This window comes from Mesobacterium hydrothermale, assembly GCF_035818635.1.
Taxonomy (GTDB): Bacteria; Pseudomonadota; Alphaproteobacteria; order Rhodobacterales; family Rhodobacteraceae; genus Mesobacterium_A; species Mesobacterium_A hydrothermale.
The window spans coordinates 60,704-84,708 of sequence record NZ_JAYLLH010000004.1; the positions used below are offsets into that span (position 1 = coordinate 60,704).

23 protein-coding genes and 1 tRNA gene are annotated in these 24,005 nt (G+C 64.1%); 17 read left to right on the forward strand and 7 right to left on the reverse strand.

Annotation, left to right across the window (positions count from 1 at the left end; all coding sequences use genetic code 11):
• Position 1: 1 nt before the first annotated feature.
• Positions 2-625, reverse strand: a complete 624-nt coding sequence (locus VK792_RS04255; protein ID WP_326296111.1) for a thiamine phosphate synthase — start codon at positions 623-625, stop codon at positions 2-4.
• A 128-nt stretch (positions 626-753) separates the two neighbouring features.
• Here VK792_RS04255 and VK792_RS04260 point away from each other — a divergent pair, with 128 nt between their 5' ends.
• On the forward strand, positions 754-1,500 hold the full coding sequence (locus tag VK792_RS04260; RefSeq protein ID WP_326296112.1) for an RNA methyltransferase: 747 nt from the start codon (positions 754-756) through the stop codon (positions 1,498-1,500).
• 65 nt (positions 1,501-1,565) lie between these two features.
• Here VK792_RS04260 and VK792_RS04265 read toward each other — a convergent pair whose 3' ends face one another.
• Complete coding sequence (locus VK792_RS04265) at positions 1,566-1,886, reverse strand: SH3 domain-containing protein (protein WP_326296113.1); 321 nt, start codon at positions 1,884-1,886, stop codon at positions 1,566-1,568.
• A 195-nt stretch (positions 1,887-2,081) separates the two neighbouring features.
• Here VK792_RS04265 and ctaA point away from each other — a divergent pair, with 195 nt between their 5' ends.
• Both ctaA and VK792_RS04275 read left to right on the forward strand, forming a co-directional pair.
• Entirely contained in the window at positions 2,082-3,224 is a 1,143-nt protein-coding gene (gene ctaA, locus VK792_RS04270) for a heme A synthase (RefSeq protein WP_326296114.1), read from the forward strand.
• A 2-nt stretch (positions 3,225-3,226) separates the two neighbouring features.
• Positions 3,227-4,702 carry a carboxypeptidase M32 gene (locus VK792_RS04275; protein ID WP_326296115.1) on the forward strand — a complete coding sequence of 492 codons (1,476 nt, stop codon included), beginning with the start codon at positions 3,227-3,229 and terminating at the stop codon, positions 4,700-4,702.
• A gap of 66 nt (positions 4,703-4,768) precedes the next feature.
• Here VK792_RS04275 and VK792_RS04280 read toward each other — a convergent pair whose 3' ends face one another.
• The 3 genes from VK792_RS04280 to gyrA form a co-directional block, all read right to left on the reverse strand.
• Positions 4,769-5,464, reverse strand: coding sequence for a hypothetical protein (locus VK792_RS04280; protein WP_326296116.1), 696 nt, complete (start codon positions 5,462-5,464; stop codon positions 4,769-4,771).
• A gap of 128 nt (positions 5,465-5,592) precedes the next feature.
• Complete coding sequence (locus tag VK792_RS04285) at positions 5,593-6,000, reverse strand: DoxX family protein (protein ID WP_326296117.1); 408 nt, start codon at positions 5,998-6,000, stop codon at positions 5,593-5,595.
• Complete coding sequence (gyrA, locus tag VK792_RS04290; protein ID WP_326296118.1) at positions 5,997-8,735, reverse strand: DNA gyrase subunit A; 2,739 nt, start codon at positions 8,733-8,735, stop codon at positions 5,997-5,999. Before gyrA ends, VK792_RS04285 begins: the two co-directional genes overlap by 4 nt.
• A 199-nt stretch (positions 8,736-8,934) precedes the next feature.
• On the opposite strand from gyrA, the gene VK792_RS04295 reads away from it, so the two are divergent.
• The 10 genes from VK792_RS04295 to VK792_RS04340 all read left to right on the forward strand — a co-directional run bounded on the left by VK792_RS04295 (position 8,935) and on the right by VK792_RS04340 (position 18,325).
• Positions 8,935-9,204 carry an usg protein gene (locus VK792_RS04295; protein ID WP_326296119.1) on the forward strand — a complete coding sequence of 90 codons (270 nt, stop codon included), beginning with the start codon at positions 8,935-8,937 and terminating at the stop codon, positions 9,202-9,204.
• A 176-nt stretch (positions 9,205-9,380) separates the two neighbouring features.
• Positions 9,381-10,469, forward strand: coding sequence for an ABC transporter ATP-binding protein (locus VK792_RS04300; protein ID WP_326296120.1), 1,089 nt, complete (start codon positions 9,381-9,383; stop codon positions 10,467-10,469).
• A gap of 64 nt (positions 10,470-10,533) precedes the next feature.
• Positions 10,534-11,421, forward strand: coding sequence for a lysophospholipid acyltransferase family protein (locus tag VK792_RS04305; RefSeq protein WP_326296121.1), 888 nt, complete (start codon positions 10,534-10,536; stop codon positions 11,419-11,421).
• Between the two features lie 24 nt (positions 11,422-11,445).
• On the forward strand, positions 11,446-12,258 hold the full coding sequence (gene murI / locus VK792_RS04310; protein WP_326296122.1) for a glutamate racemase: 813 nt from the start codon (positions 11,446-11,448) through the stop codon (positions 12,256-12,258).
• Positions 12,259-12,566: 308 nt separating this feature from the next.
• Positions 12,567-13,097, forward strand: coding sequence for an SRPBCC family protein (locus VK792_RS04315; RefSeq protein ID WP_326296123.1), 531 nt, complete (start codon positions 12,567-12,569; stop codon positions 13,095-13,097).
• Between the two features lie 54 nt (positions 13,098-13,151).
• Positions 13,152-13,637, forward strand: coding sequence for a (2Fe-2S)-binding protein (locus VK792_RS04320; RefSeq protein WP_326296124.1), 486 nt, complete (start codon positions 13,152-13,154; stop codon positions 13,635-13,637).
• 78 nt (positions 13,638-13,715) lie between these two features.
• Positions 13,716-16,088 (forward strand): xanthine dehydrogenase family protein molybdopterin-binding subunit, encoded by a 2,373-nt coding sequence (locus VK792_RS04325; protein ID WP_326296125.1) that lies wholly within the window; start codon positions 13,716-13,718, stop codon positions 16,086-16,088.
• A gap of 159 nt (positions 16,089-16,247) precedes the next feature.
• On the forward strand, positions 16,248-17,036 hold the full coding sequence (locus tag VK792_RS04330; RefSeq protein ID WP_326296126.1) for an FAD binding domain-containing protein: 789 nt from the start codon (positions 16,248-16,250) through the stop codon (positions 17,034-17,036).
• Positions 17,037-17,152: 116 nt separating this feature from the next.
• Positions 17,153-17,920, forward strand: a complete 768-nt coding sequence (locus tag VK792_RS04335) for an SDR family NAD(P)-dependent oxidoreductase (protein ID WP_326296127.1) — start codon at positions 17,153-17,155, stop codon at positions 17,918-17,920.
• A gap of 81 nt (positions 17,921-18,001) precedes the next feature.
• Positions 18,002-18,325 (forward strand): hypothetical protein, encoded by a 324-nt coding sequence (locus VK792_RS04340; protein WP_326296128.1) that lies wholly within the window; start codon positions 18,002-18,004, stop codon positions 18,323-18,325.
• Positions 18,326-18,332: 7 nt separating this feature from the next.
• Here VK792_RS04340 and VK792_RS04345 read toward each other — a convergent pair whose 3' ends face one another.
• Positions 18,333-19,817: a fused MFS/spermidine synthase gene (locus tag VK792_RS04345; RefSeq protein ID WP_326296129.1), complete on the reverse strand. Its 1,485-nt coding sequence runs from the start codon at positions 19,815-19,817 to the stop codon at positions 18,333-18,335.
• A gap of 235 nt (positions 19,818-20,052) precedes the next feature.
• Between VK792_RS04345 and VK792_RS04350 the strand changes: the two genes are divergently transcribed.
• The gene (locus tag VK792_RS04350) at positions 20,053-20,889 is read left to right on the forward strand and encodes an urea carboxylase-associated family protein (protein WP_326296130.1); all 837 of its coding nucleotides are present in this window, start codon (positions 20,053-20,055) and stop codon (positions 20,887-20,889) included.
• A 43-nt stretch (positions 20,890-20,932) separates the two neighbouring features.
• Here the strand turns inward: VK792_RS04350 and VK792_RS04355 are convergent.
• A tRNA-Ile gene (locus VK792_RS04355) sits at positions 20,933-21,009 on the reverse strand.
• Positions 21,010-21,119: 110 nt separating this feature from the next.
• Here VK792_RS04355 and purM point away from each other — a divergent pair.
• The 3 genes from purM to rnd all read left to right on the forward strand — a co-directional run bounded on the left by purM (position 21,120) and on the right by rnd (position 23,998).
• Positions 21,120-22,163: a phosphoribosylformylglycinamidine cyclo-ligase gene (purM, locus tag VK792_RS04360; protein WP_326296131.1), complete on the forward strand. Its 1,044-nt coding sequence runs from the start codon at positions 21,120-21,122 to the stop codon at positions 22,161-22,163.
• Complete coding sequence (purN, locus tag VK792_RS04365) at positions 22,163-22,753, forward strand: phosphoribosylglycinamide formyltransferase (RefSeq protein ID WP_326296132.1); 591 nt, start codon at positions 22,163-22,165, stop codon at positions 22,751-22,753. Before purM ends, purN begins: the two co-directional genes overlap by 1 nt.
• Positions 22,754-22,840: 87 nt before the next feature.
• Positions 22,841-23,998 carry a ribonuclease D gene (gene rnd / locus VK792_RS04370; RefSeq protein ID WP_326296133.1) on the forward strand — a complete coding sequence of 386 codons (1,158 nt, stop codon included), beginning with the start codon at positions 22,841-22,843 and terminating at the stop codon, positions 23,996-23,998.
• The last annotated feature ends 7 nt before the right edge of the window (positions 23,999-24,005 follow it).

Here is a 24,005-nt window from a genome sequence, read left to right on the forward strand (position 1 = left end):
GTCAGCCGTTCATCGCCGCGACAAGCCGCGCCAGCGTGGCGGCCGGATCGTCATTACCCCAGATTTCCTCGCCGATGCCGAAGAAATCGGTGACCGGGGTCAGGTCGCGGATCAGCGCCTCGTCCAGCGCGCCTTCGGCCACGACCGGCAGTTCGATCATCGCCGACCACCATTCGAACAGGTCCCGTTCGGCCCGCGCGCCATCGCCCAGCGACGTGGCCCCCACCGGTCCGAAACAGACGTAATCCGCCCCGGCCTCTCCGGCGGTCATGCCATCATGGCGCGATTGCGCGCAATAGCTGCCGACGATCGCGTCCGCGCCCAGTTCGTCCCGCGCCAGGCGCACCGACCGCGACCCGTCGGTCAGGTGCACGCCGTCCAGCCCCAGCCGCTGCGCCAGCACCACATGGGTGTCGATCACGAAAGCCACGTCGCGTTCATGGCAAACCTCGCGCAGCGTGTCGGCGGCGCGCGACAGCGCGTCTTCGTCCCGGCTGGCCAGGCTCATGCGGACGCAGGCGATCTCGGTGCTGTCCAGCACCTGCGCCAGCGTCTTGGGGAAGGACGACAATTCAAAAGCAGGCGGGGTGATGAGGTAGATCTGGGGCTGCTCTGTCTCGGCCATGGTCTGCTCCGGGTCTTGGTCTGGCGGCGGTGATAGCCGCTTGTGCGCGGTTTGACCACGGGCATTCTTGCACGCGGGGGCGGTTCTGCCGTAACCACGGGCGATATTTGCCGAAAACCGGAGCCGACATGCCGACCGATACCCCCCAGCCCGCCTTTGTCCTCGTCCGTCCGCAGATGGGCGAAAACATCGGGGCCTCGGCGCGCGCGATGTGGAATTTCGGGCTGGACCGGATGCGGCTTGTGGCCCCGCGCGACGGCTGGCCCAACCCCAAGGCGGTGGCGATGTCCTCGGGCGCGGGGCGTCTGCTGGACGAAGCGCAGCACGTCAAGACCGTGGCCGAGGCTGTGGCCGACAGTCATTTCGTGCTTGCCACAACGGCGCGCCCACGCGGCCTGACGAAACCGGTCTACACCCCTGAACGCGCGATGGAACTGGCGCGCGAAAAGATTGCCGCCGGGCAGAAGGTGGCGGTTCTGTTCGGCCCCGAACGCGCCGGGATGGAAAACGAGGACATCGCCCACGCAAGTGCCATTGTTTCGGTTCCGGTGAACCCGGAATTCGCCTCGCTCAACCTGGCGCAATGCGTGTTGCTGATGGCCTATGAATGGGGCCGGCAAAGCCTGGACGCGGTGCCGGAAACCGTGGAGTTGGCCGGTGGCGACTGGGCCAACGGGCAAGAGATCGAGGCGCTGGCGCGGCACTACGAAGACCGGCTGGAGGAAGCCGGGTTCTTTTTCCCCGACCACAAGGCCCCGGGGATGAAGATCAACCTGCGCAACCTGTGGTCGCGGATGCCGCTGACCCGTGCCGATGTGCAGATGCTGCACGGTATTTTGCGCCAGATGGTGCGCTGGAAGAACCGCACCGACTGAGGCCCGGGAAAAAAGGGCCAGCCCGAAGGCCGGCCCTGCCAGTCTGATCGCCAGGGAGGGGACGGTCAGTAACGGTATTTGTGCGAATGCTGGTGGTGCGGATGCTTTTTGTAGACGCGCGGCTGATAGCAGTCGGATTTCTGCAGGTATTTCGCCGACACCCAGTAAAAGTGGTTGCCATAGACAACTTTGGCCCAACCATGGTGATAGGCGACCATATGCACCGGGGTGCAGGCGTCGAAGGTGCCCAGAACGTGGTACTGGGTGCCGGGGCCGGTGCGGGCGTTCAGCTTGACCCCGGGCTCGACCCAGACCTGTGTGGCCATCGCCGACCCGGCGGACAAGGTGGCGACGGCAAGTGTTGCGGCAGTCAGAAAGCGTTTCATGGCGGGAGTCCTTTGCAGCGGAAAGTCTGGATAAAATCGGCACATCGTCAATTCATGTTCCAATCCTGCGCCGTTTGCCGCGGGCCGCACAGTCAGGAATACCTCCGTCAGGTATTCCTGACCTTCGGGAATGCCGATCTGTCGCCTTGAAGCACCCCGACCCGCGCACTACTGTCCGCCCAAACGGAGAGGAACATGGCTGAAAAACGCAAGCTTTTCGAAGAGGTGGCCGCAGGCGCGGCCCCCGCGGCCCCGGTGGCGGCGGGTATCATTGACAGCGGTCGGCGCGGGGCGCGGGGCGCGATCCGCGCGTGGCTGATGGGGCTGTTCGCGCTGGTCATGGTGATGATCGCGGTGGGCGGTCTGACCCGCCTGACGGATTCCGGCCTGTCGATCACGGAATGGAAACCGGTGACCGGCGCCCTGCCGCCCCTGTCCGAGGCAGAGTGGCTGACAGAGTTCGAAAAATACAAGCAGATCCCCGAATACCAGTTGCAGAACAAGGGCATGAGCCTGTCAGAGTTCAAGGGCATCTTCTGGTGGGAATGGGGCCATCGTCAGCTGGGCCGGTTCATCGGTCTGGTCTGGTTCGTGGGCTTCATGGTGTTCCTGCTGACCCGGAAAATCCCCGTGGGCTGGACCGGGCGGCTGGTGTTCATCGGCGGCCTTGGCGGGCTTCAGGGCGCGGTTGGCTGGTGGATGGTGCATTCCGGTCTTGGCGGCGAAATGCTAGATGTGGCCAGCTATCGCCTAGCCACGCACCTTGGGCTGGCCTTCGTGATCTTCGGCTATATCTCGTGGTTCATCTTCCTGCTGGGGCGCGAGGAACGCGCGCTGATGCAGCACCGGCGCGACCGCGACAAAAAGTTGTTCGGCATGGGGACCGGGCTGATGCATTTCGCGTTCCTGCAAATCCTGCTGGGCGCGCTGGTGGCGGGCATCGACGCGGGCCGCACCTATAACGACTGGCCGCTGATGGCGGGGGCGTTCCTGCCGCCGTACCCGTTCGACCTGGACCCGATCTGGCGGAATTTCTTTGAAAACGCCGGGCTGGTGCAGTTCCTGCACCGGATGGCGGGCTATCTGCTGTTCATCTACGGCGTGGTGGTCTGGGTGCGGGCGCGCAAATCGGCCAATGCCGACACCCGGTTCCGGTTCAACGCGGTGATGGCCATGCTGGTGCTGCAACTGGTGTTGGGCATCGTCACCGTGATCTATCAGGCGCAGATGCACATCGCGCTGACCCACCAGGTCGGTGCCGTGGTGCTGTGGGTGCTGATCCTGCGCGCGCGCTTTGGCGCGGGCTATCCGAAACCGCAATCCATCCGGGGCGCATGACAATGACCGCATATTCAGAACTTATGGCCTTTGCCCGTGAAACCACCGCGCTGGAACAGGTGGCGGGCCGCAATGGCTGGGATCAGGAAACCTTCATGCCGCACGGTGCCGCCGATCAGCGGGCAGAGGAGCTTGCCGCGATGGAATCGATGCTGCATGCGCGCCGCACCGACCCGCGCGTGGGCGACTGGCTGGCCGCGGCGGAAGCGGCCGAGCAAGGGCAGGTGGAACGCGCGCAACTGCGCCACATCCGCCGCAGCTTCGACCGCGCCAACAAGGTGCCCGCGAAACTGTCTTCGGAAATCGCGCGGGTCACCAGCAAGGCCCACCGGGTCTGGGCCGAAGCCCGCCAGAATGACGACTTTGCGGGTTTTGCCGCGACCGTGACCGAGGTGGTCCGGCTGCGTCGCGAAGAGGCCGCAGCACTGGCCGTTGGCGGCAACCTTTATGACGCCTTGCTGAACGACTACGAACCCGGCGCGACCGAGGGCGAGATCGCGGCGATGTTCGACGCGCTGCGCCCGCGTCTTGTGGCGCTGCGGCAGGCGGTGCTGGGCAAACCCGCACCCAAAGGGCTGCAGGGCACGTTCGATGACGCGACGCAGATGAAGATGGCACGCAAGGTGGCGAAGGTTTTCGGCTATGACATGGCGCGCGGGCGGGTCGACAAGTCGGTGCACCCGTTCACCTCTGGTTCTGGCAACGACGTGCGGATCACCACCCGGACCACCCCGTCCGATCCGTTCAACTGCATCTATTCCACGATCCACGAGGTCGGCCACGGGGCTTATGAACAGAACGTGGACCAGGCGTATTTGCTGACCCCAATCGGCGGCGGGGTTTCAATGGGTGTGCACGAAAGCCAAAGCCGGATCTATGAAAACCAACTGGGCCGCAGCCGTGCCTTCACCGGTTGGCTGTATGACCAGATGGTGGAGGCATATGGCGATATCGGCGTGGCTGACGCGGGGGCGTTCTATGCCGCGGTCAACACCGTGCACAAAGGCTATATCCGTACAGAGGCGGACGAGGTTCAGTACAACCTGCACATCATGCTGCGGTTCGATCTGGAACGCGGGTTGATCGGCGGCACATTGGAAGTGGCCGATCTGGAAGAGGCGTGGAATGCGCGGTTTGTGTCCGACTTTGGCTATGCCGTCGACAAGGCGTCGAACGGGGTGTTGCAGGATGTGCACTGGTCGGCGGGGCTGTTCGGCTATTTTCCGACCTATTCGCTGGGCAATGTCTATGCCGGCTGCCTGCACCAGGCGCTGCGCGACGCGGTGCCGGATCTTGATGCACAGCTTGCCCGTGGCGATACCGCCGAGGCGACAAGCTGGCTGCGCGAAAGCCTGCAACGACACGGCGGCCTTTATGAACCGCGCGAGGTCATCACCCGTGCCTGTGGCGTCGAACCGTCTGAAGCACCGTTGCTGGACTATCTTGAAGCCAAGTTCGGTGCTCTTTACGGGGTGTGACCCATGCGCCCGCGTGTCCCGGATCGTATCCGGGGCACCAGCAGGCCTTTGCCAAAGTGGCCTGGCTTAGTAGGCAGGGAACAGGCCCCGCGTATCGCGCGCGCCGAAATGCGGTTTCCTGCCAAGATCGAACCGAAGTGCAAAGGCCATGGTGGTGTCGCCGACATCGGTCTGGCCCACCGTCAGGTCAAGGTTGACGCCGTTTTGCCAGCCATAGCGGACGCCGACATAGCCCATCTGGCGATCACCGCCCGTCAGGCTTTGCACCGCCCCGCCTGCCAGAACCGACAGTTGTCCGTTCCCGACCGGGCCCAGCCCGTAAACAAGGTCCATGCCAAAGCGGCTGCCGCTGAGGCTGCTGTTGACCGCGTCAATGGCAGCGGCGTTGAAATCCACCGACAGGCGCGGCCCGTCATAGGCGGCCTCGATCCCGTAGTAGACATAGTTGCCCGGCCGCAGATCATCGCCTGCGATATAGACCCCCAGGGTCCAGTCCGGGCTTGCGGCATAGGTCAGGTGGAACGCGCCTGACGGCGCGGTCGAGGTTGCGCCCTCGTATTTTGCCGCGGCAACGTCGACCTGCAGCCCCCATCGCGACGCAAAGTCGATGGCAAAGCGGCTTTCGATGCGCTTGAAATTCTCCGACCGCTGGGTATTTCGGCCCAGTTCCAGACCAAGTGAGGCACCGAAATCTTGCGCCGAGGCTGCAAGCGGTAGGGTGGACAGGATGACGGCAAGGCAGAGCGGGAGGGGACGGGTCATGGGCTTTCTCCTGATGACCGGGGCAGAGAGAGACGTGGCAGGCACAGGCAAACTGTGCCTGATTCCGCAGGGCGTGACGAGGGATCGGGATGTCATAAGGGGCAGAGCAGCGAGCGATGGCCGATCAATCAGGCAAAGCGCGCGCGCCAGGCGTCAACCGAAAGCCGGCCGGGACCATGAAGGAAGACGAACAAAAACCCCCCGGTCAACGCGACATTCTTCAGCAGCATCACCATGTCGGTGGATTGCGACAGGTCGGAATAGGCGAGGATCCCCGACACGATGCAAAAACCTGCCTGCGACAGCGCCACCAACCGCGTCGCGGCACCCAGCATCAGCAGCACGCCACTGACCAGCAGGTACCAGAACACCAACCCGCCGATCACCGGCGGAACGCCGTCTTGCGCCAGCGTATCGGTGAACGCCTTGACATGGCCGATCTGCGACGCGCCCGCCATGAAGAACAGGACCGCCATCAACACGCGGGCCAGCAGCGACAGCCACGGATCAACGCGCTGCGCGATACTGTCGATCATTCGTCCGGACCCTCTGCCTCGTCCTCGCCCTGATCGGCGATGCGGGCGACCGACACGACGGTTTCATCGGCGCCGGTGTTGAACACCCGCACTCCGCCGGCGCTGCGCGAGCGGAAGGAAATCCCGTCGACCGGCACCCGGATCGATTGTCCGCGTGACGTGGCGAGCATGATCTGGTCGTCCATCTCCACCGGGAAACAGGCCACCAGTGCGCCGCCGCGCATGGCTTTGTCCATTGCTGTCACACCCATGCCGCCTCGGCCCCGAACCGGATAGTCGTGGCTGGAACTGAGCTTGCCCGAACCGCTTTCGGTGATGGTCAGCAGCAGGTTTTCCGCCGCCGACATCTCGGCGTAGCGGTCCTGGCTGATGCCCGCGTCGGCGTTGCCCTCGTCCTCGTCGCTTTCGCTGTCCTCGGTCACACCGGCCACAAGGCGGCGCATCTTGAGATAGGCGGCGCGTTCGTCGGGCGTGGCTTCGAAATGGCGGATCACCGCCATGCTGACCACGCGGTCGTCGCCCAGCAGGCGGATGCCCCGCACACCGGTGGAATCGCGGCCCTTGAAGATCCGCACGTCGGTGGTGCGGAACCGGATCGCCCGGCCCGAGTCGGTGACCAGCATCACGTCGTCATCCTCGGACGCGATACGGGCGTTCACCAGTTCCACGCCGTCGGGCAGTTTCATCGCGATCTTGCCGTTGCGCATGACGTTGGTGAAATCCGACAGCGCGTTGCGCCGCACGTCACCCGCCGAGGTGGCAAAGACGATCTGCAGGTCGTCCCAGTCGTCCTCGTCCCGGTCGACCGGCATGATCGCCGCGATCGACACCCCCGTCGGGATCGGCAGGATGTTGACGATCGCCTTGCCCTTGGCCGTGCGCCCGCCCAGCGGCAGACGCCAGCACTTCAGCTTGTAGACCATGCCATCGGTGGTGAAGAACAGAAGTTGGGTGTGGGTGTTGGCCACGAACAGCGTGGTCACCACGTCGTCGTCCTTGGTCGACATGCCCGACAGACCCTTGCCGCCCCGGCGCTGCGCGCGGAAATCGGCCAGCGGGGTGCGCTTGATCCAGCCGGACTGGGTGATGGTCACCACCATGTCCTCGCGCTCGATCAGGTCCTCGTCCTCCATGTCGCCGACCCAGTCGACGATCTCGGTCCGGCGCGGCACGGCGAACTGGTCGCGGACCTCTTTCAGCTCGTCCGAAATGATGCCCAGGATCCGCTCGCGGGAGCCGAGGATGGCCAGGTATTCCTTGATCTTGCCGGCCAGGTCTTCCAGCTCGTCGGTGACTTCTTTCACACCCAGCTGGGTCAGGCGCTGCAGACGCAGTTCCAGGATCGCCCGGGCCTGCGTTTCCGACAGGTTATAGGTGCCGTCCTCGTTCGCGGTATGGGTCGGATCGTCGATCAGAGCGATATAGGGCAGGATGTCATGGGCGGGCCAGCGCCGCGACATCAGCTTTTCGCGCGCTTCGGCCGCATCGGCAGAGGCGCGGATCGTCGCCACCACCTCGTCCACGTTGCTGACGGCCACGGCCAGCCCGCACAGGATGTGCGAGCGTTCCCGCGCCTTGCGCAGCAGATAGGCAGTGCGTCGCGCCACCACGTCCTCGCGGAAATCGAGGAACGCGGTCAGGAAGCCGCGCAGGGTCAGCGTTTCGGGACGTCCGCCGTTCAGCGCCAGCATGTTGCAGGCAAAGCTGACCTGCATCGGCGTGAAGCGGAACAGCTGGTTCAGCACCACCTCGGACGTCGCATCGCGCTTCAGCTCGATCACCACGCGCACACCGTGACGGTCGGATTCGTCCTGCACGTGGGCGATGCCCTCGATCCGCTTGTCCCGCACGGTTTCGGCGATGCGTTCGATCATCGTCGCCTTGTTCACCTGGTAGGGGATCTCGTCGATGACGATGGCCCAGCGGTCCTTGCGAATTTCCTCGACATGGGTCTTGGCGCGGATGATGACGCTGCCGCGCCCGTCGGTATAGGCCTTGCGCGCGCCGGACCGGCCCAGGATCAGCCCGCCGGTGGGGAAATCGGGGGCCGGAATGAACTCGATCAGCTGTTCCGTCGACAGGTCCGGCTGGTCGATCAGCGCCAGCGTCGCGTCGATCACCTCGCCCAGGTTGTGCGGCGGGATGCGGGTCGCCATGCCGACGGCGATGCCCTCGGCGCCGTTGACCAGAACGTTGGGATAGCGCGCCGGCAGGACCGTAGGTTCGCGTTCCTTGCCGTCGTAGTTGTCCTGGAAATCGACCGTGTCCTTGTCGATGTCGTCCAGCAGCGCGCGCGCCACCTTTTGCAGGCGGCTTTCGGTATAGCGCATGGCCGCCGGGCTGTCGCCATCCATCGAGCCGAAGTTGCCCTGACCCTCGATCAGCGGCACCGACATCGAGAAATCCTGCGCCATCCGCACCAGCGCGTCATAGATCGCGCCGTCGCCGTGCGGGTGGTAATTCGCCATGACCTCGCCCACGGGCTTGGCCGACTTCCGGAACGGCTTGTCATGTGTATAGCCCTGGTCATCCATGTGGAACAGGATGCGCCGGTGCACAGGTTTTAAGCCGTCGCGCAAATCGGGGATCGCGCGGCTGACGATCACGCTCATGGCGTAATCGAGGTAGGCCGTCTTCAGTTCGTCGGTGATCGAGACCGCGGGTCCGCTCGGCGCGGGGCGCGCGGGCTGAGAGGAATCGTCCGTATTTTCAGGGGGTTCTGGCGTGTCGTTCACGTAAGAGGCCTGTCTGGTTTCTTATCTATATCTTGTTGAAACCGGTTATACCTCATGCCCGATATGGGGTGCAATGGGCGCGAGGCGGCAATTCTGGCAGCCACCGGGCTTGGCTGACAACATGCTGAAATTGTTGAAAAACATTTTTCGCTTTGCTTGATTCAAGGGGCACGTTGAGCAGACAGCAAAAGGATACCCGATGGAAATGAACGAGACCGAGATGATGCTGAAAGGTTATGGGCTGACAACCGCCGAGATGTTCTATCGCCTGCCGGACTACAGGAACGTTCTGAATTCCTTCGTCTGGCAGGACTACGACATCGCCCCGGATCACCCCAGACTTTTCTCGTTCATCGAGTTTTGGCAGGAAAAAATCGAGGGCCCGCTGCATTCGGTTCGCTTTACGCACCGCAAGATGATTTCGCCCGGGGAATGGCGCAACGTGGTTGGCGAGTTCCGCTATACCTGACCGCGCGCGGGACCGGGCGGTAGGCTTGTGAGTATTTATTGGAAAGATGAAAGGAAGGCTGCTTTCATCTTTCCAATAAATACTCATTGCGCCCACGCCGCTTGCGGGGCGGGGCGGGGTCTGGTAGGGCTGCCCGAATTCTGATGGTTTTCATCGGGTAAGGCAGGAAGGCGCGTATGACCGCAGCGGTCCCTCGGTTGGAAATTCGGCATCTCGTCCAGACCTACGACGGAAAGCGCGTGGTCGATGACGTGTCGCTGACGATCCATGCCGGATGCGTGACATGTCTGCTTGGGCCGTCTGGCTGTGGCAAGTCGACGACGCTGCGAATGATCGCGGGCGTGGAGATGCAGGCCTCGGGCGAGATCTATGTCGATGGCGGCCTGATCTGCGACACGGTCTTTCGTGTTCCGCCGGAACGGCGCCATATCGGGCTGATGTTTCAGGATTTTGCGCTGTTTCCGCATCTGACCGTGCGGCAGAACGTGGGCTTTGGCTTGAAAGGCACCGGCATCGATCAGGAGGCGCGGGTTCGGGAACTACTGAACCGCGTGGGGTTATTGCGCCATATCGACAGCTACCCGCACCAGCTGTCGGGCGGAGAGCAGCAGCGCGTGGCGCTGGCACGGGCCCTGGCGCCGCGCCCCAGCGTGATGCTGATGGACGAGCCGTTTTCCGGCCTCGACAACCGGTTGCGGGATGGCATTCGTGACGACACGCTGGCGCTGTTGAAAGAGGAAGGCGCGGCGGTTCTGTTGGTGACGCACGAACCGGAAGAGGCCATGCGCATGGCCGATGAGATCGCGCTGATGCGCGGTGGCAAGATCGTGCAGCGCGGCGCGCCTTATAACCTTTACAACGCGCCGGTCGACAAGGCCGCGGTGTCTTTCTTTAGCGATATCAATACGCTGCGTGGCAAAGTTCAGGGGGCGCTTACGGATACGCCGTTCGGGCAGTTCCTGGCCCCGGGGGTGCCCGACGGTGGCGAGGTCGAGATCGTGTTTCGCCCGCAGCATGTGGCGATCGATTTTGACCGCGCGGGGCGTGGACCCAGCCCGACCGATATCCAGGGCGCACCGGCACGTGGCGAGGTGATCCGGTCGCGGTTCCTGGGCAAGGAAAGCCTGGTAGAGTTCTGCATGGAGCATGACGGCCAGGTGCTGAAGGCCACGGTGCCGAATGTCTTCCTGCCCAAGCCAGGCACCGCGATGTGGCTGTCGGTGCGGCGTGACCGGTGTTTCGTGTTTCCCGCCACCAAAGGCTGACCGGCCTTCATAAAACCGCCATGCGCGTGTTACATAATCTCGGGCGAACCGCCTGGAGACCCGCATGAGTCGTTCTGATCGCGCCATTGCCCGTGACATCAGCTATGCCCATTCCGCCCGCAGCAAGGGCGGCCGGGCGATGATCCGCCTGATGGAAAATGCCACTGGTCGGCTGACCCTGATCCGGCGCGCCGAAGGCTATGCCGAGGAGGTCGCGGCGGGGCGGGATTTCTGGCAGGTCATGGTCGAGCGTTATGGTCTGCGACTGGAGGTGATCGGCGGCGCGCTGTCGAATATCCCTGCGACGGGGCCGGTGATCGTGATCGCGAACCATCCCTATGGGATCCTCGACGGGCTGATGATGGGGCATATCCTGTCGCTGGCGCGCGGCGATTTCCGCATCCTTGCGCACAAGGTGTTCCGCAAGGCTGAAGACCTGAACCGTGTGATCCTGCCGATCAATTTCGACGAGGACAAAGCGGCGGTGCAGGAAAACCTGGAAACGCGCAAGATCTCGCTGGATTACCTGGGGCAGGGCGGCTGTATCGGTATTTTCCCCGGCGGCACGGTCAGCACCGCGGCCAAGCCCTTTGCAAAGCCGATGGATCCGGGCTGGCGCAACTTCACCGCGCGGATGGTGGCGAAATCCGGGGCGACCGTGGTGCCGATCTATTTCGATGGCCACACCAGCCGGTTGTTCCAATTGGCCAGCCATCTGCACTACACCCTGCGCATGGGTCTGCTGATCAAGGAATTCCGCAAGCGGATCGACACACCGGTCCGCGTGGTTGTCGGGACGCCGATCCCGCCGTCAGAGATCGCCGCGCGGTCAAAAGACGCGCGGGCGATGATGGATTTCTTGCGCAAAGCGACGTATGAGCTTTCTCCGACTCCCCTGGCCAACTTTGACTACGGGTTCGAGTTCGAGGAAAAACACAAGGCTCGGGGCTGACGCGCGCCCGGGAAAGGGCGGCAGATGGCGGTTGGGATCTTCGACAGCGGTTTGGGCGGGCTGACGGTGCTGGACGCGGTCAGCAAGCGCCTGCCGGATGTGCCCTTTGTCTATTTTGGCGACAACCGGCACGCACCTTACGGGGTGCGCGATGCCGACGATATTTTCAACCTGACCTGCGCCGCGGTCGAGCGCATGTGGGCCGAGGGCTGTGACCTGGTGATCCTGGCCTGCAACACCGCCAGCGCGGCGGCGCTGCGTCGGATGCAGGAAAGCTGGCTGCCGCGTGAAAAGCGCGTGCTGGGGGTGTTCGTGCCGCTGATCGAGGCGCTGACCGAACGGCAATGGGGCGACAATTCCCCGCCGCGCGAGGTCGAGGTTCAGCATGTGGCGTTGTTTGCCACCCCGGCGACCGTCCGCAGTCGCGCATTCCAGCGCGAACTGGCGTTCCGCGCCATTGGTGTCGATGTCGAGGCGCAGGCCTGTGGCGGCCTGGTCGATGCGATCGAGGATGGCGACATGATCCTGGCCGAGGCGCTGGTGCGCAGCCATGTCGACGCGCTGTTGCGCAAGATGCCGGACCCGGAGGCCGCGATCCTGGGCTGTACCCATTACCCGTTGATGGAAGAGATTTTCCAGGACGCATTGGGACAGAACGTCAAGGTCTACAGCCAGGCGCGGCTGGTGGCAGAGTCGCTGGCCGATTACCTGGGCCGGCATCCGGCGATGCTGGGCAGCGGGACGGTGTCGAAATTCCTGACCACGGGCGATCCGGCGCGGGTGTCGCGCCACGCGACTCAGTTCCTGCGCCGGCAGATCACCTTTGAACAGGCCTGAGGGTTCTGGCCTGAAGGTTCTGGCCTGAGGGATCTGGCCTGAGGTGCCGCGCCTACGACCAAGGTCGTAGTTCGCGCGCGGGCCTTGCCGTGTAGTTTGTCGACACTAGGTGTCTTGCAGCGCCGCCACGTCGTCCTTCGGGAGGGCGTGGCGGCTTGCGTTTGCGCGTTTCTTCAAAAAATCCTGAAACATAAAATGTTTACCGAAACCCGGTGTTTAGGCGTTGCGAACTTGATCCGGGGTTGTCATGGTTGCGGTAACCGGCGCTGGAACAGGCCGGAGCCGAATTTCACGGAGGGTCGCACCAGATGCAGATGAACGACACCCGAGAGATTGCCGCCCCGCCAGAGGTGGTCTGGGCCGCGATCCTGGACCCCGAGGTCCTGAAAGCCTGCGTGCCGGGCTGCACGGAAATGTCCGGCAATGTCGAGGACGGGTTCGAAGCGACCGTGGTTCAGAAGGTCGGCCCGGTGAAGGCGACGTTCAAGGGGCAGGTGACCCTGTCCGACATGGACGCGCCCAACGCCGTCACCCTGACCGGCGAAGGCAAGGGCGGGGCCGCGGGCTTTGCCAAGGGCGGCGCGAACGTGACGCTGGAGCCGATGGACGACGGCGGCACCCGCCTGCGTTACGAGGTCGAGGCCAAGGTCGGCGGCAAGCTGGCGCAACTGGGCAGCCGTATCATCGACGGCTTTGCCAAGAAGATGGCCGACCAGTTTTTCCAGAATTTCCAGGATGCCGTCGAAGGCCCCGCTGACCCGCAAGAGGCCGAGGCCGACGCCACAGACGCCCCCGAGGGCGAAAAGAAAAAAGGCTGGTTCAAGCGCATGGTGTCGTAACCCTGCGCCCGGCCGTGCAACCTTAGATCACATGAATTTCCAGGGAGGAGAGGAATGACAGAAGTGACCATGACGGTGAACGGCAAGACCGTCACCAAGTCGGTCAAGGGCAACACCCTGATGACCGAATTCCTGCGCGAAGAGCTGCGGCTGACCGGCACCCATGTGGGCTGCGACACCAGCCAGTGCGGCGCCTGCGTCATCCACGTCAACGGCGCGGCGGTGAAAGGCTGCACCATGTTCGCGGTCGAAGCCGACGGGGCCGAGGTCAAGACGATCGAGGGCATGGCCAATGCCGATGGCTCGCTCGGCGTGATCCAGCAGGCGTTCCAGGATCACCACGGGCTTCAGTGCGGGTTCTGCACGCCGGGCATGGTGATGTCGGCGGCGGCGCTGCTCAAGGAAAACCCCAAGCCGTCCGAAGCCGAGGTGCGCGAATACCTGGAGGGCAATATCTGCCGCTGCACCGGCTATCACAACATCGTCAAGGCGATCATGGCCGCTTCGGGCCAGGACGTGACGGCCATCGCCGCAGAGTGATCGGGGCGGGCCGGAGGAGGACCGGCCAGCCAGACGTGTAAGGCGGGCGCGCCCGCCACCCAAATGGGAGGAAAAACCATGCCGAAGGATCATGGCATCGGCGCAAGCCAGAAGCGGCGCGAGGACGTCCGCTTTCTGACTGGTGCGGGACAATATACAGACGATATCAACGTTTACGGACAGACCTATGTGCAGTTCATCCGCTCGGATGTGGCGCATGGCCGGATCGTCAGCATCGACACATCGGCGGCAGAGGCCATGCCGGGCGTCGTGCGGATTTTCACCGGCGCGGATTTCGAGGGCAAGGGCGGGCTGCCCTGCGGCTGGCAGGTGACCGACCGCTTTGGCCAGCCGATGAAGGAACCGGCCCACCCGGTGCTGGCGCAGGGCAAGGTGCGCCATGTCGGCGACCCGATCGCCGCCGTTGTTGCCGAAAGCCTTGAGGAGGCGCGCAACGCCGCCGAGGCCGTCGAGATCGAGATCGAGGAACTACCGGCGGTTGTCGACATGAAGGCCGCGCTGGCCGAAGGCTCGGCCAGGGTGCACGACGATCTGTCCGACAACCTGTGTTATGACTGGGGCTTCGTCGAGGACAACCGCGACGCGGTGGACAAGGCGATCAAGGAAGCGGCCCATGTGACGACCCTGGAACTGGTCAACCAGCGCCTTGTCGCAAACCCGATGGAACCGCGCGTGGCCGTGGGCGACTACAACCGCGCCAATGACGAATCCACGCTCTACACCACGTCGCAGAACCCGCATGTCATCCGCCTGCTGATGGGTGCCTTCGTGCTGGGTATCCCGGAACACAAGCTGCGGGTCGTGGCGCCCGACGTGGGTGGCGGGTTCGGATCCAAGATCTTCCACTACGCGGAAGAGGCGTTCTGTACCTGGGCCGCGCGACAGGTCAACCGCCCGGTCAAGTGGACCTCGTCCCGGTCCGAGGCGTTCCTGTCCGACGCGCAGGGCCGCGACCACGTGACCAAGATCGAACTGGCGCTGGACAAGGACAACAACTTTACCGCGGTCCGCACGGAAACCTATGCAAATATGGGGGCTTACCTGTCGACCTTCGCGTCGTCGGTGCCGACCTGGCTGCATGGGACGTTGATGGCGGGCAACTATCGCACGCCGTTGGTCTATGTGAACGTGAAGGCGGTCTTCACCAACACGGTGCCGGTTGACGCCTATCGCGGCGCGGGCCGCCCCGAGGCGACGTTCCAGCTTGAGCGGGTGATCGACAAGGCCGCGCGCGAACTCGGCGTGGACCCGATCGCGTTGCGGCGGCAGAACTTCATCCAGCCCGACCAGTTCCCCTATGCCACCCCGGTGGCGGTGGAATACGACACCGGCAACTATGATGCGACGCTCGACAAGCTGATCGAGATTGCCGACATCGCCGGGTTCGCCGAGCGCCGCAAGGCGTCCGAGGCCAAGGGCAAGCTGCGCGGGCTGGGCGTGAACTGTTATATCGAGGCGTGCGGAATCGCGCCGTCGAACCTTGTCGGCCAGCTGGGCGCGCGGGCCGGTCTTTATGACGCCGCCACTGTCCGGGTGAACGCTACCGGAACGATTTCGGTGATGGTGGGCGCACACAGCCACGGGCAGGGCCACGAAACGGCCTTTCCGCAGGTGGTGGCCGACATGCTGGGTATCGACGAATCGATGATCGACATCGTGCACGGCGACAGTTCCAAGATCCCCTTCGGGATGGGCACCTACGGGTCCCGGTCGCTGGCGGTCTGCGGCTCTGCCATGGTGCGCGCGACCGAGAAGATCATCAACAAGGCCAAGAAGATCGCCAGCCACCTGCTGGAAGCGTCCGAGGCCGATATCGAGCTGAAGGACGGCCAGTTCAGCGTCGCGGGCACCGACAAGTCCGTGGCCTGGGGCGACGTGACCCTGGCGGCCTATGTGCCGCACAACTATCCGCTGGAAGATATCGAGCCGGGGCTGGAGGAGACGGCGTTCTACGACCCGTCGAATTTCACCTACCCGGCCGGTGCCTATGCCTGCGAGGTCGAGGTCGACCCCGAAACCGGCAAGGTCGAGGTGCTGTCCTTTGCCGCCGCCGACGATTTCGGCAACGTGGTCAACCCGATGATCGTCGAGGGCCAGGTGCACGGCGGGATCGGGCAGGGGATCGGCCAGGCGCTGCTGGAAAACTGCGTCTACGACGAGAACGGCCAGCTGCTGAGTGCGTCCTACATGGATTACGCCATGCCGCGCGCCTCGGACGTGCCGTTCTACAAGGTCGACCATTCCTGCCAGACTCCCTGCACCCACAACCCGCTTGGGGTGAAGGGCTGTGGCGAGGCCGGGGCGATCGGCTCGCCGCCGTCGGTGGTGAACGCGGTGATCGACGCGCTGCATTCGGGCGGCTTCACCAATGTGAGCCACATCGACATGCCGGTGTCGCCGGCGCGCGTCTGGGCCGCGATGAACGGGTGAGTTGAACATAAATGGGGGAGGCCCCGTCGTCACCATGGTCTCTTGGATCAATGGCGCGACACGGGCAGCCTGGCGAGGGGCCAGCCCCCCGCACCCCCCGGGATATTTTCCGCCAGAAGAAGTGCAAGTTGCGCTTTTTCGGCAAGAAGGAGAGAGAAGATGTATTCGTTTGAAATCGAACGGCCTGGAACCCTGGCCGATGCGGTGGCGGCGCTGGCCGATGACGAAGCGATGGCGCTGTCGGGGGGGCAGACCCTGATCCCGTCGCTGAAGCAGCGGTTGGCATCGCCGTCCAAGCTGGTCAGCCTGACCGCGATTGCCGAGTTGAAGGGCGTGTGCAGCGATGGCGGCACGCTGACCATCGGGGCGGCCACCAATCACGCCACGGTCGAGCGCGAGGCGGCGGGCATCTATCCGGCGCTGGCGGCGCTGGCGGGCAAGATCGGCGACCCGGCGGTGCGCAATCGCGGTACGATCGGTGGGTCCATTGCCAACAACGACCCGTCGGCCTGCTATCCGGCGGCGGTACTGGGCTCTGGCGCGACGGTGGTCACCAACCTGCGCGAGATCGCGGCGGATGACTATTTCCAGGGCATGTTCGCCACCGCGCTGGACGAGGGCGAGATCGTCACCGCCGTGCGGTTCCCGGTGCCGGAGAAGGCCGCCTACATGAAGTTTGAGCAGCCCGCGTCGCGCTTTGCGCTGGTGGGGGTGTTCGTGGCCAAGACGGCCGAGGGTGTGCGCGCGGCCGTGACCGGCGCGTCCGAGGAGGGCGTGTTCCGCTGGACCGAGGCGGAAGAGGCGCTGAACGGCAGCTTCACGCCGGAAGCGGTGGACGGGCTGTCGATCCCGGGCGACGGGATGATCAGCGACCTGCACGGATCAGGCGCCTATCGCGCGCACCTGATCAAGGTGATGACCAAGCGTGCGGTTGCCGCCGCCGGCTGAGCGCATCACGACGCAAGGTAACAAGACCCCCGGGCGCAGGTCCGGGGGGTTTCCTGTTGCGGGGCGGGGGCGGCTCGGCGATATGTATGCATATCGAATTGCGGGGAGACAGAGCGATGAAGATTGACGCATCCACGATTGCCATTGTGACCGGCGGGGCTTCGGGCCTTGGCAACGCCACGGCGCGGGCGCTGGCCGAAGCGGGCGCTCAGGTGACCCTGTTCGACATGAACGCCGATTTGGGCGCGGCAGAGGCCGCGGCCATCGGCGGCGCGTTCCAGTTGGTCGACGTGTCGAACCCCGAAAGCGTGTCGGCCGGTCTGGCCGCGGTGGCCGAACGCCACGGGGCGCTGCATGTCGCCGTCAATTGCGCCGGCATCGGCCCGGCGGCCAAGACCGTGTCGCGGGGCGCGGCGCACGATCCGGCCATGTTCGCAAAGACCATCGGCGTCAACCTGATCGGCAGCTTTAACGTCGCCAGCCAAGCCGCTGCGATGATGGCGAAAAATGAACCCATGGATTCCGATGGAGGTCGCGGCGTCATCATCAACACCGCGTCGGTCGCGGCCTATGAAGGCCAGATCGGGCAGGTAGCCTATGCCGCGTCGAAGGGCGGCGTCGTGGGCATGACCCTGCCGATGGCGCGCGACCTGGCACAGCTGGGCATCCGGGTCTGTACGATTGCGCCGGGCCTGTTCCTGACCCCGCTGCTGAAAAGCCTGCCGCAAGAGGTGCAGGACAGTCTTGGCGCGCAGGTGCCGTTCCCGTCGCGTTTGGGCGATCCGGCTGAATTTGCGTCGTTGGCCCGCCATATCGTGGAAAACAACATGTTGAACGGTGAGGTCATCCGCCTCGACGGTGCGATCCGAATGTCACCGCGCTGAGCGTTCGGTTTCAAGGCACTTGACCTCTGACGGTGGACACAGGCACCATGGCTGAAAAAACCATCGTCAGAGGCAGAGCAGATGAGCATTATTGACGACGAAGACGCCGAAGCCGAGTTCATGCACGACATCTACGGTGTCGGTGCGGATGACCGAGAGCCCAAGGTTTCGCGCAGCGGACCGGCCTATTGGCCGTTCGGCAAGCTGGTTGCGGTGCTTTGGGCGATCATATTCGGGGCTGTCTTTCTGAACATCTTCGTGATCTACAGCGCGTCCGGTACGTTTGGCGGGGTCACCTTTTCGCTTTGGCTGGTGATGCTTTGGGTGATCCCGATCACGCTGATCGCGGCACTGTGGCTGGCCCGTTGGGTGCGTGGCCTCGTGGAGCGCGAAGAGGCGATCTGAGCCCCGCTCAATCGCGTGCGCCCACCAGCCTGTCGATCGGGGCGTAGTCGTCCGTCAGCGGGATGGACCTTGCCGCAAGTTCGTCGACAAAGCCTTGGGACAGGGCGGCAAATTCAGTGCGGTCCGGGGACCTGACGGCAAAGCGGTCGGTCGGTGTGGGGGTCTTGCCCGCGACAATCACCATCACCACGCGTTCGCCCGGCTCTGGGCGGCGCGCTTCTGTCCAGAGTTCGATCTGCGGGAAGACCTGTTGCAGCGTGGCGATCAGGCTGCCCACCGCCGCCAGCCTGTCGGCATAGTCGATCACATTCATCAGATAGCTGCCGTCGGGCGTCAACCGCGTTTGCACAAGCTCAAAGAACTCTTTCGTCACAAGGTGTTGAGGCACAGCGGTGTCGGTGAAGGCATCGCCCACGATCACGTCGTACTGCGTCGGGTCATTGCGCAGCGCGCGCCGGGCATCTTCGTGCAAGATGCGGGCGGTGGCCGGGTCGAACCAGAAATCAGAGGCCGCAAGGGCGGTCACCGCAGGGTCGATTTCGGCAACGGTGATCTGCGTCAGCCCGCGCGTCGCAAACGAGCGGGGCAGGGCATAGTTGCCGCCGCCGATGAAGAAGCTGGAAAAATCCGGCTGCGGCGCGCGCAGGCGGGCCAGGGCGTCCAGCATGGCGGCGTGGTCGGTGAACATGGTTGTCGGCGCATCCTCAGCCGAGATCCCTTGAACAAGGTGGTCGATCACCAGCGCCCGGGTCGGTTTTGTCGGATCGGCGGCCACGTCGATGCTGCGCAGGCAGAAATATCGGCTTTCGAGGGTGCAGGGATTGGGCGCGGTGGCACCGAACAGGGCCAGGGCCGCGATGATCGTGGCGCTTGCACCGGGTATGACGATCGCGCGCCGGGCCAATAGGAAACACAACAGCGCGCCGGCAAGATAGACCAGCGTTACGGTTGCCAGTGTCCAGGCACTGCCGAGCCAGGATATGAAAACGAAACCTGCCAGCAACGTTCCCGCAATGGCCCCGACCGCTCCGGCGGCAAACATCGCCCCCAATGCGTGGCCTTGTCTGTCCGTGCCTGACAGCGAGACCTGCGTGAGGACCGGGGCAGGGATGCCGGCGAACAGCGACGGCAGGAAAAACGCCGACACCGTCAAGGCAGTGATTCCCGAAACTGGATGCGGAAACAGGCTCAACACAGGGACTGCGGTGGCACGCAGTGCCATGCCCGCCAGCGCCGTGGTGACAGCAGCCCCGAGCAAGGCCCAGCCGGTTGCCGCCAAGGCGCGGTCCAGCGGACGTTCCGCCAATCGGCCACCCCACCAGTGCCCTGCGGAAAACCCCGCCAGCACAACCGCGATGATCGAGGTCCAGGTATAGAGGGACATGCCCACATAGGGCGCCAACATCCGCCCGGCGACGATCTCGACCACCAGCGACGCAGCAGACACCGCGCCTTGCAACGTTACAAGCAGCCATAAAGGCACAGGACGCATTCAACCCTCCCGCAGCAAAGCGCCGAAGCGCAATGTCGCTTGCCTGTGGTGCGGCGTCCAGCGGGAAAGTCGCCGGGCAGGAAGGTTTTGTTCACCGGGTCTGCCTGCGGCAAAAAACCTCTGCTGAAAACCGCTTGCACAGTCGGCCCGGCAAGGCGACCGTCGCGGCGACAGGCCGCCAGGGTGCCCCCTCCCTTATTGAGCGGCTTTTCGTTTTCAAACGCAGGAGACCGCGATGCGCGCACCCGAAGACGCAGACGCCCGCCGGGCCATTGCCCCGCAGATTTGCTATCCCACCGATACTCTGCCGCGCTTGTCAGAGTTGCAGGTCGCGCGGGCGCTCGCGGGTTGGTCGAAGACGGCAGAGGTGTTGGTGCCGCCGCGCCAAGCGGCGTGCTTTCATGTCAGGGCCGGGCAGGCGTTCCGCATCACGTCCGTTGACGGGCCGCAGGTGGGCGACCTGAATCTTTGGAATTCCACGGACCTGTCCGAAAGGTTCTATTCCGGCAAGACCCGCGCCTTGCATGGCACCCATGTCACGACGGGTGATCGGCTTTGGTCATCTTTTCCGGCACTGCGCCCGATGGCGACGATCCTGCACGACAGCCTGGGCTGGTATGGCAAGGATGCATTCGGTGGCTCCGTGCATGATGTGATCGGCACGCGCTGTGATCCTTATACCCACAACCTGCTGGCGGGCGGGCAGTACCACCATTGCTGTCATTCGAACCTGACCCGCGCATTTGCCGATGCAACCGGCAAGACGTTGCACGAGGCAGAGGGATTCGTGCACGACGTGCTGAACGTGTTCATGTGCACCGGCTTTACCCGCGACACTGGCCAATATTTCATGAAGGCAAGCCCGGTGCGCACCGGCGATCATCTGGATTTCCTCGCTGAAATAGACCTTTTGGGCGCCCTGTCGGCCTGTCCCGGCGGTGATTGCAGTTTTGAACATTCCTCGGACACGGCCGCCTGCTACCCGTTGCTGGTCGAGGTGTTCAACACCGACGCCACCGCCGATTGGACACCGCCGTTGGTCAACGCCTATGACCGCAGCCACGGGCGATGAGGCTCGCCGGCCGATGGTCACGAATGGTGCTGGACAAGGTTTCTGGTAGGCCCGGCAGGACTTGAACCCGCAACCAAGGCGTTATGAGCGCCCTGCTCTAACCAATTGAGCTACAGGCCCACCGTGTCCGCCTGAGTAGCAGCTAGACCGCCCGCGTCAAGCATGGACGTTGCACCGGACCGCAGCTTGCGGTATCGGCCCCGGCAAGGCGCAAAAGAGGAGCCCGGACCATGAGCGACGGCAAGAACGGCATCACCTATGCCGATGCGGGGGTGGATATCGACGCGGGCAACGCGCTTGTGGATCGGATCAAGCCTGCTGCCAAGCGGACGGGCCGTCCAGGTACCATGTCTGCGCTTGGTGGCTTCGGCGCATTGTTCGATCTGAAGGGCGCGGGCTATACCGATCCGGTTCTGGTGGCGGCCACCGATGGCGTCGGCACCAAGCTGCGGATCGCGATCGACACTGGTCACGTCGACGGTGTCGGCATAGACCTTGTCGCGATGTGCGTGAACGATCTGGTCTGCCAGGGGGCAGAGCCACTGTTCTTCCTGGATTACTTCGCCACCGGCAAGCTTGATACCGACTCTGCCGCACGGGTGATCGAAGGCATCGCCGAAGGCTGCGTGCGCGCGGGCTGTGCGCTGATCGGCGGGGAAACCGCCGAAATGCCGGGCATGTACCCAGCGGGCGATTTCGACCTTGCGGGCTTTGCCGTGGGCGCGATGGAGCGGGGCACCGATTTGCCCGCAGGCGTGGCGCAGGGCGACGTGCTTCTGGGGCTGGCGTCGGACGGGGTGCATTCGAACGGCTACAGCCTGGTGCGCAAGCTGGTGGAGGTTTCGGGCCTGGGCTGGGATGCCGATTGTCCCTGGGCGGACGGCTCGCTTGGGGAAAACCTGCTGACGCCGACGCGCCTTTATGTGCGTCAGACGCTGGCGGCGATCCGTGCAGGCGGCGTGCATGCGCTGGCCCATATCACCGGTGGCGGGCTGACGGAAAACCTGCCCCGCGTTCTGCCCGAGGGGCTGGGCGCGCAGATCGACCTTGGGGCGTGGGACCTGCCGGGCGTGTTCTCCTGGATGCGCGGTGTGGGCGGCATGGCCGAGGCCGAGATGTTGAAGACCTTCAACTGCGGCATCGGCATGATCGTCGTCGTTGCCGCCGACCGCGCAGACGCGCTTGCGCAGCTTCTGGCGGACGAACGCGAAACCGTGCACCGGCTGGGCACCGTGGTGGCGGGGCAGGGCGTGTCCTACACGGGCGCGCTTTGATGAAACGCGTTGCCATCCTGATTTCCGGCGGTGGCTCGAACATGGTCAAGCTGGTCGAAAGCATGACCGGCGACCATCCGGCGCGGCCCGTGCTGGTGCTGGCCAACAGTGCCGACGCCGGCGGGCTGGACCGTGCCCGCGCGCTGGGGGTCGAGGCGGATTTCGTCGACCACCGCCCGTTCAAGGGCGATCGCGCCGCGTTCGAAGACGCGCTGCACGCCCGAATCCAGCACGCCCGACCCGATATCCTGTGCCTTGCGGGGTTCATGCGGGTTCTGACCGCGGGGTTCGTCGAGCACTGGCAAGGCCGGATGTTGAACATCCACCCCTCGCTTCTGCCGAAATACCGCGGGCTGCACACCCATGCGCGCGCACTCGACGCCGGCGACAGCGAACACGGCTGCACCGTGCACGAGGTCACCCCGGCGCTGGATGACGGCCCGATTCTGGGGCAAGCCCGCGTGCCCGTGCTGCCCGGCGACACGCCAGAGACATTGGCTGCGCGGGTTCTGGTGCAAGAGCACCGGCTCTATCCCTTGGTTCTGGAACGGTTTTCTCGTGGCGACCGCACGCCGGTCCTGCTGCCCTGACGGGCATTCTGGTCATTCGGTCACGATGCCGTTACAGTTTTCACCGGGTGAACGCGGTATAAATACAAAGAGAAAGACCAGACCCGAATGAAGACCATCACGACGACGGAAGAGCTTGCCGCTTTCTGCGACCGCGCGAAGGGACAGCCTTATGTTACGGTCGATACCGAATTCCTGCGCGAACGCTCCTATTACTCGAAACTTTGCCTTGTTCAACTGGCCTTGCCCGGCAAGGACGACGCCGATGCCGTGCTTGTCGATCCGCTGGTCGACGGCCTGGCGCTGGACCCGATGATCGAGCTGATGCGCGATGAAAGCATCGTCAAGGTGTTCCATGCCGCGCGCCAGGACATCGAGATTTTCTGGATCGACCACCAGGTGATTCCGACGCCACTGTTCGACACGCAGGTGGCTGCTATGGTCTGCGGCTTCGGAGAGCAGGTGGGCTATGAAACGCTGGTGCGCAAGATCGCCAAGGCGTCGCTGGACAAATCCAGCCGGTTCACCGACTGGTCGCGCCGCCCTCTGACCGATGCGCAAAAGACCTATGCTTTGGCTGATGTGACGCATCTGCGCCAGATCTATGAATTCCTCGATCGCAAGCTGGAGCAGACCGGCCGCCGCCGCTGGGTGCAGGAAGAGCTGGCGATCCTGATGAACCCCGACACCTATGTCACCCACCCCGAAGAGGCGTGGATGAAGATCAAGACCCGCTCGAACAGCCCGCGCTTCCTGGGTATCGTGCGGGCTCTGGCCACGTTCCGCGAAGCTTATGCGCAGCGCCTGAACATTCCTCGGTCTCGGGTGTTCAAAGACGACGCGCTGGTGGAATTGGCCTCGACCAAACCCACGAACATGGGAGAGTTGGGCCGGTCGCGACTGCTGCTTCGCGAGGCGCGCAAGGGCGATATCGCTGATGGCATCCTTGCGGCAATCCAGGACGGGCTGAACTGCCCGAAAGAAGACCTGCCGGAACCCGACACCTCGCGCGACAAGTTGCAGGTGAACCCGGCGCTGGCGGACCTGCTGCGGGTCTTGCTGAAGGCCAAGACCGAAAGTTCAGGCGTGGCGTCCAAGCTGATTGCGCCGGCGGCCGATCTGGATGCCATCGCGGCGGGCGAACGAGACGTGCCGGCGCTGACCGGCTGGCGTCGCGAAGTCTTTGGGGAGGACGCCCTGCGCCTGTGCGACGGTCAGATCGCACTGTCGGCCAAGGGCAACATGGTTCAGGTGATCGAACTGTGACCGCGCA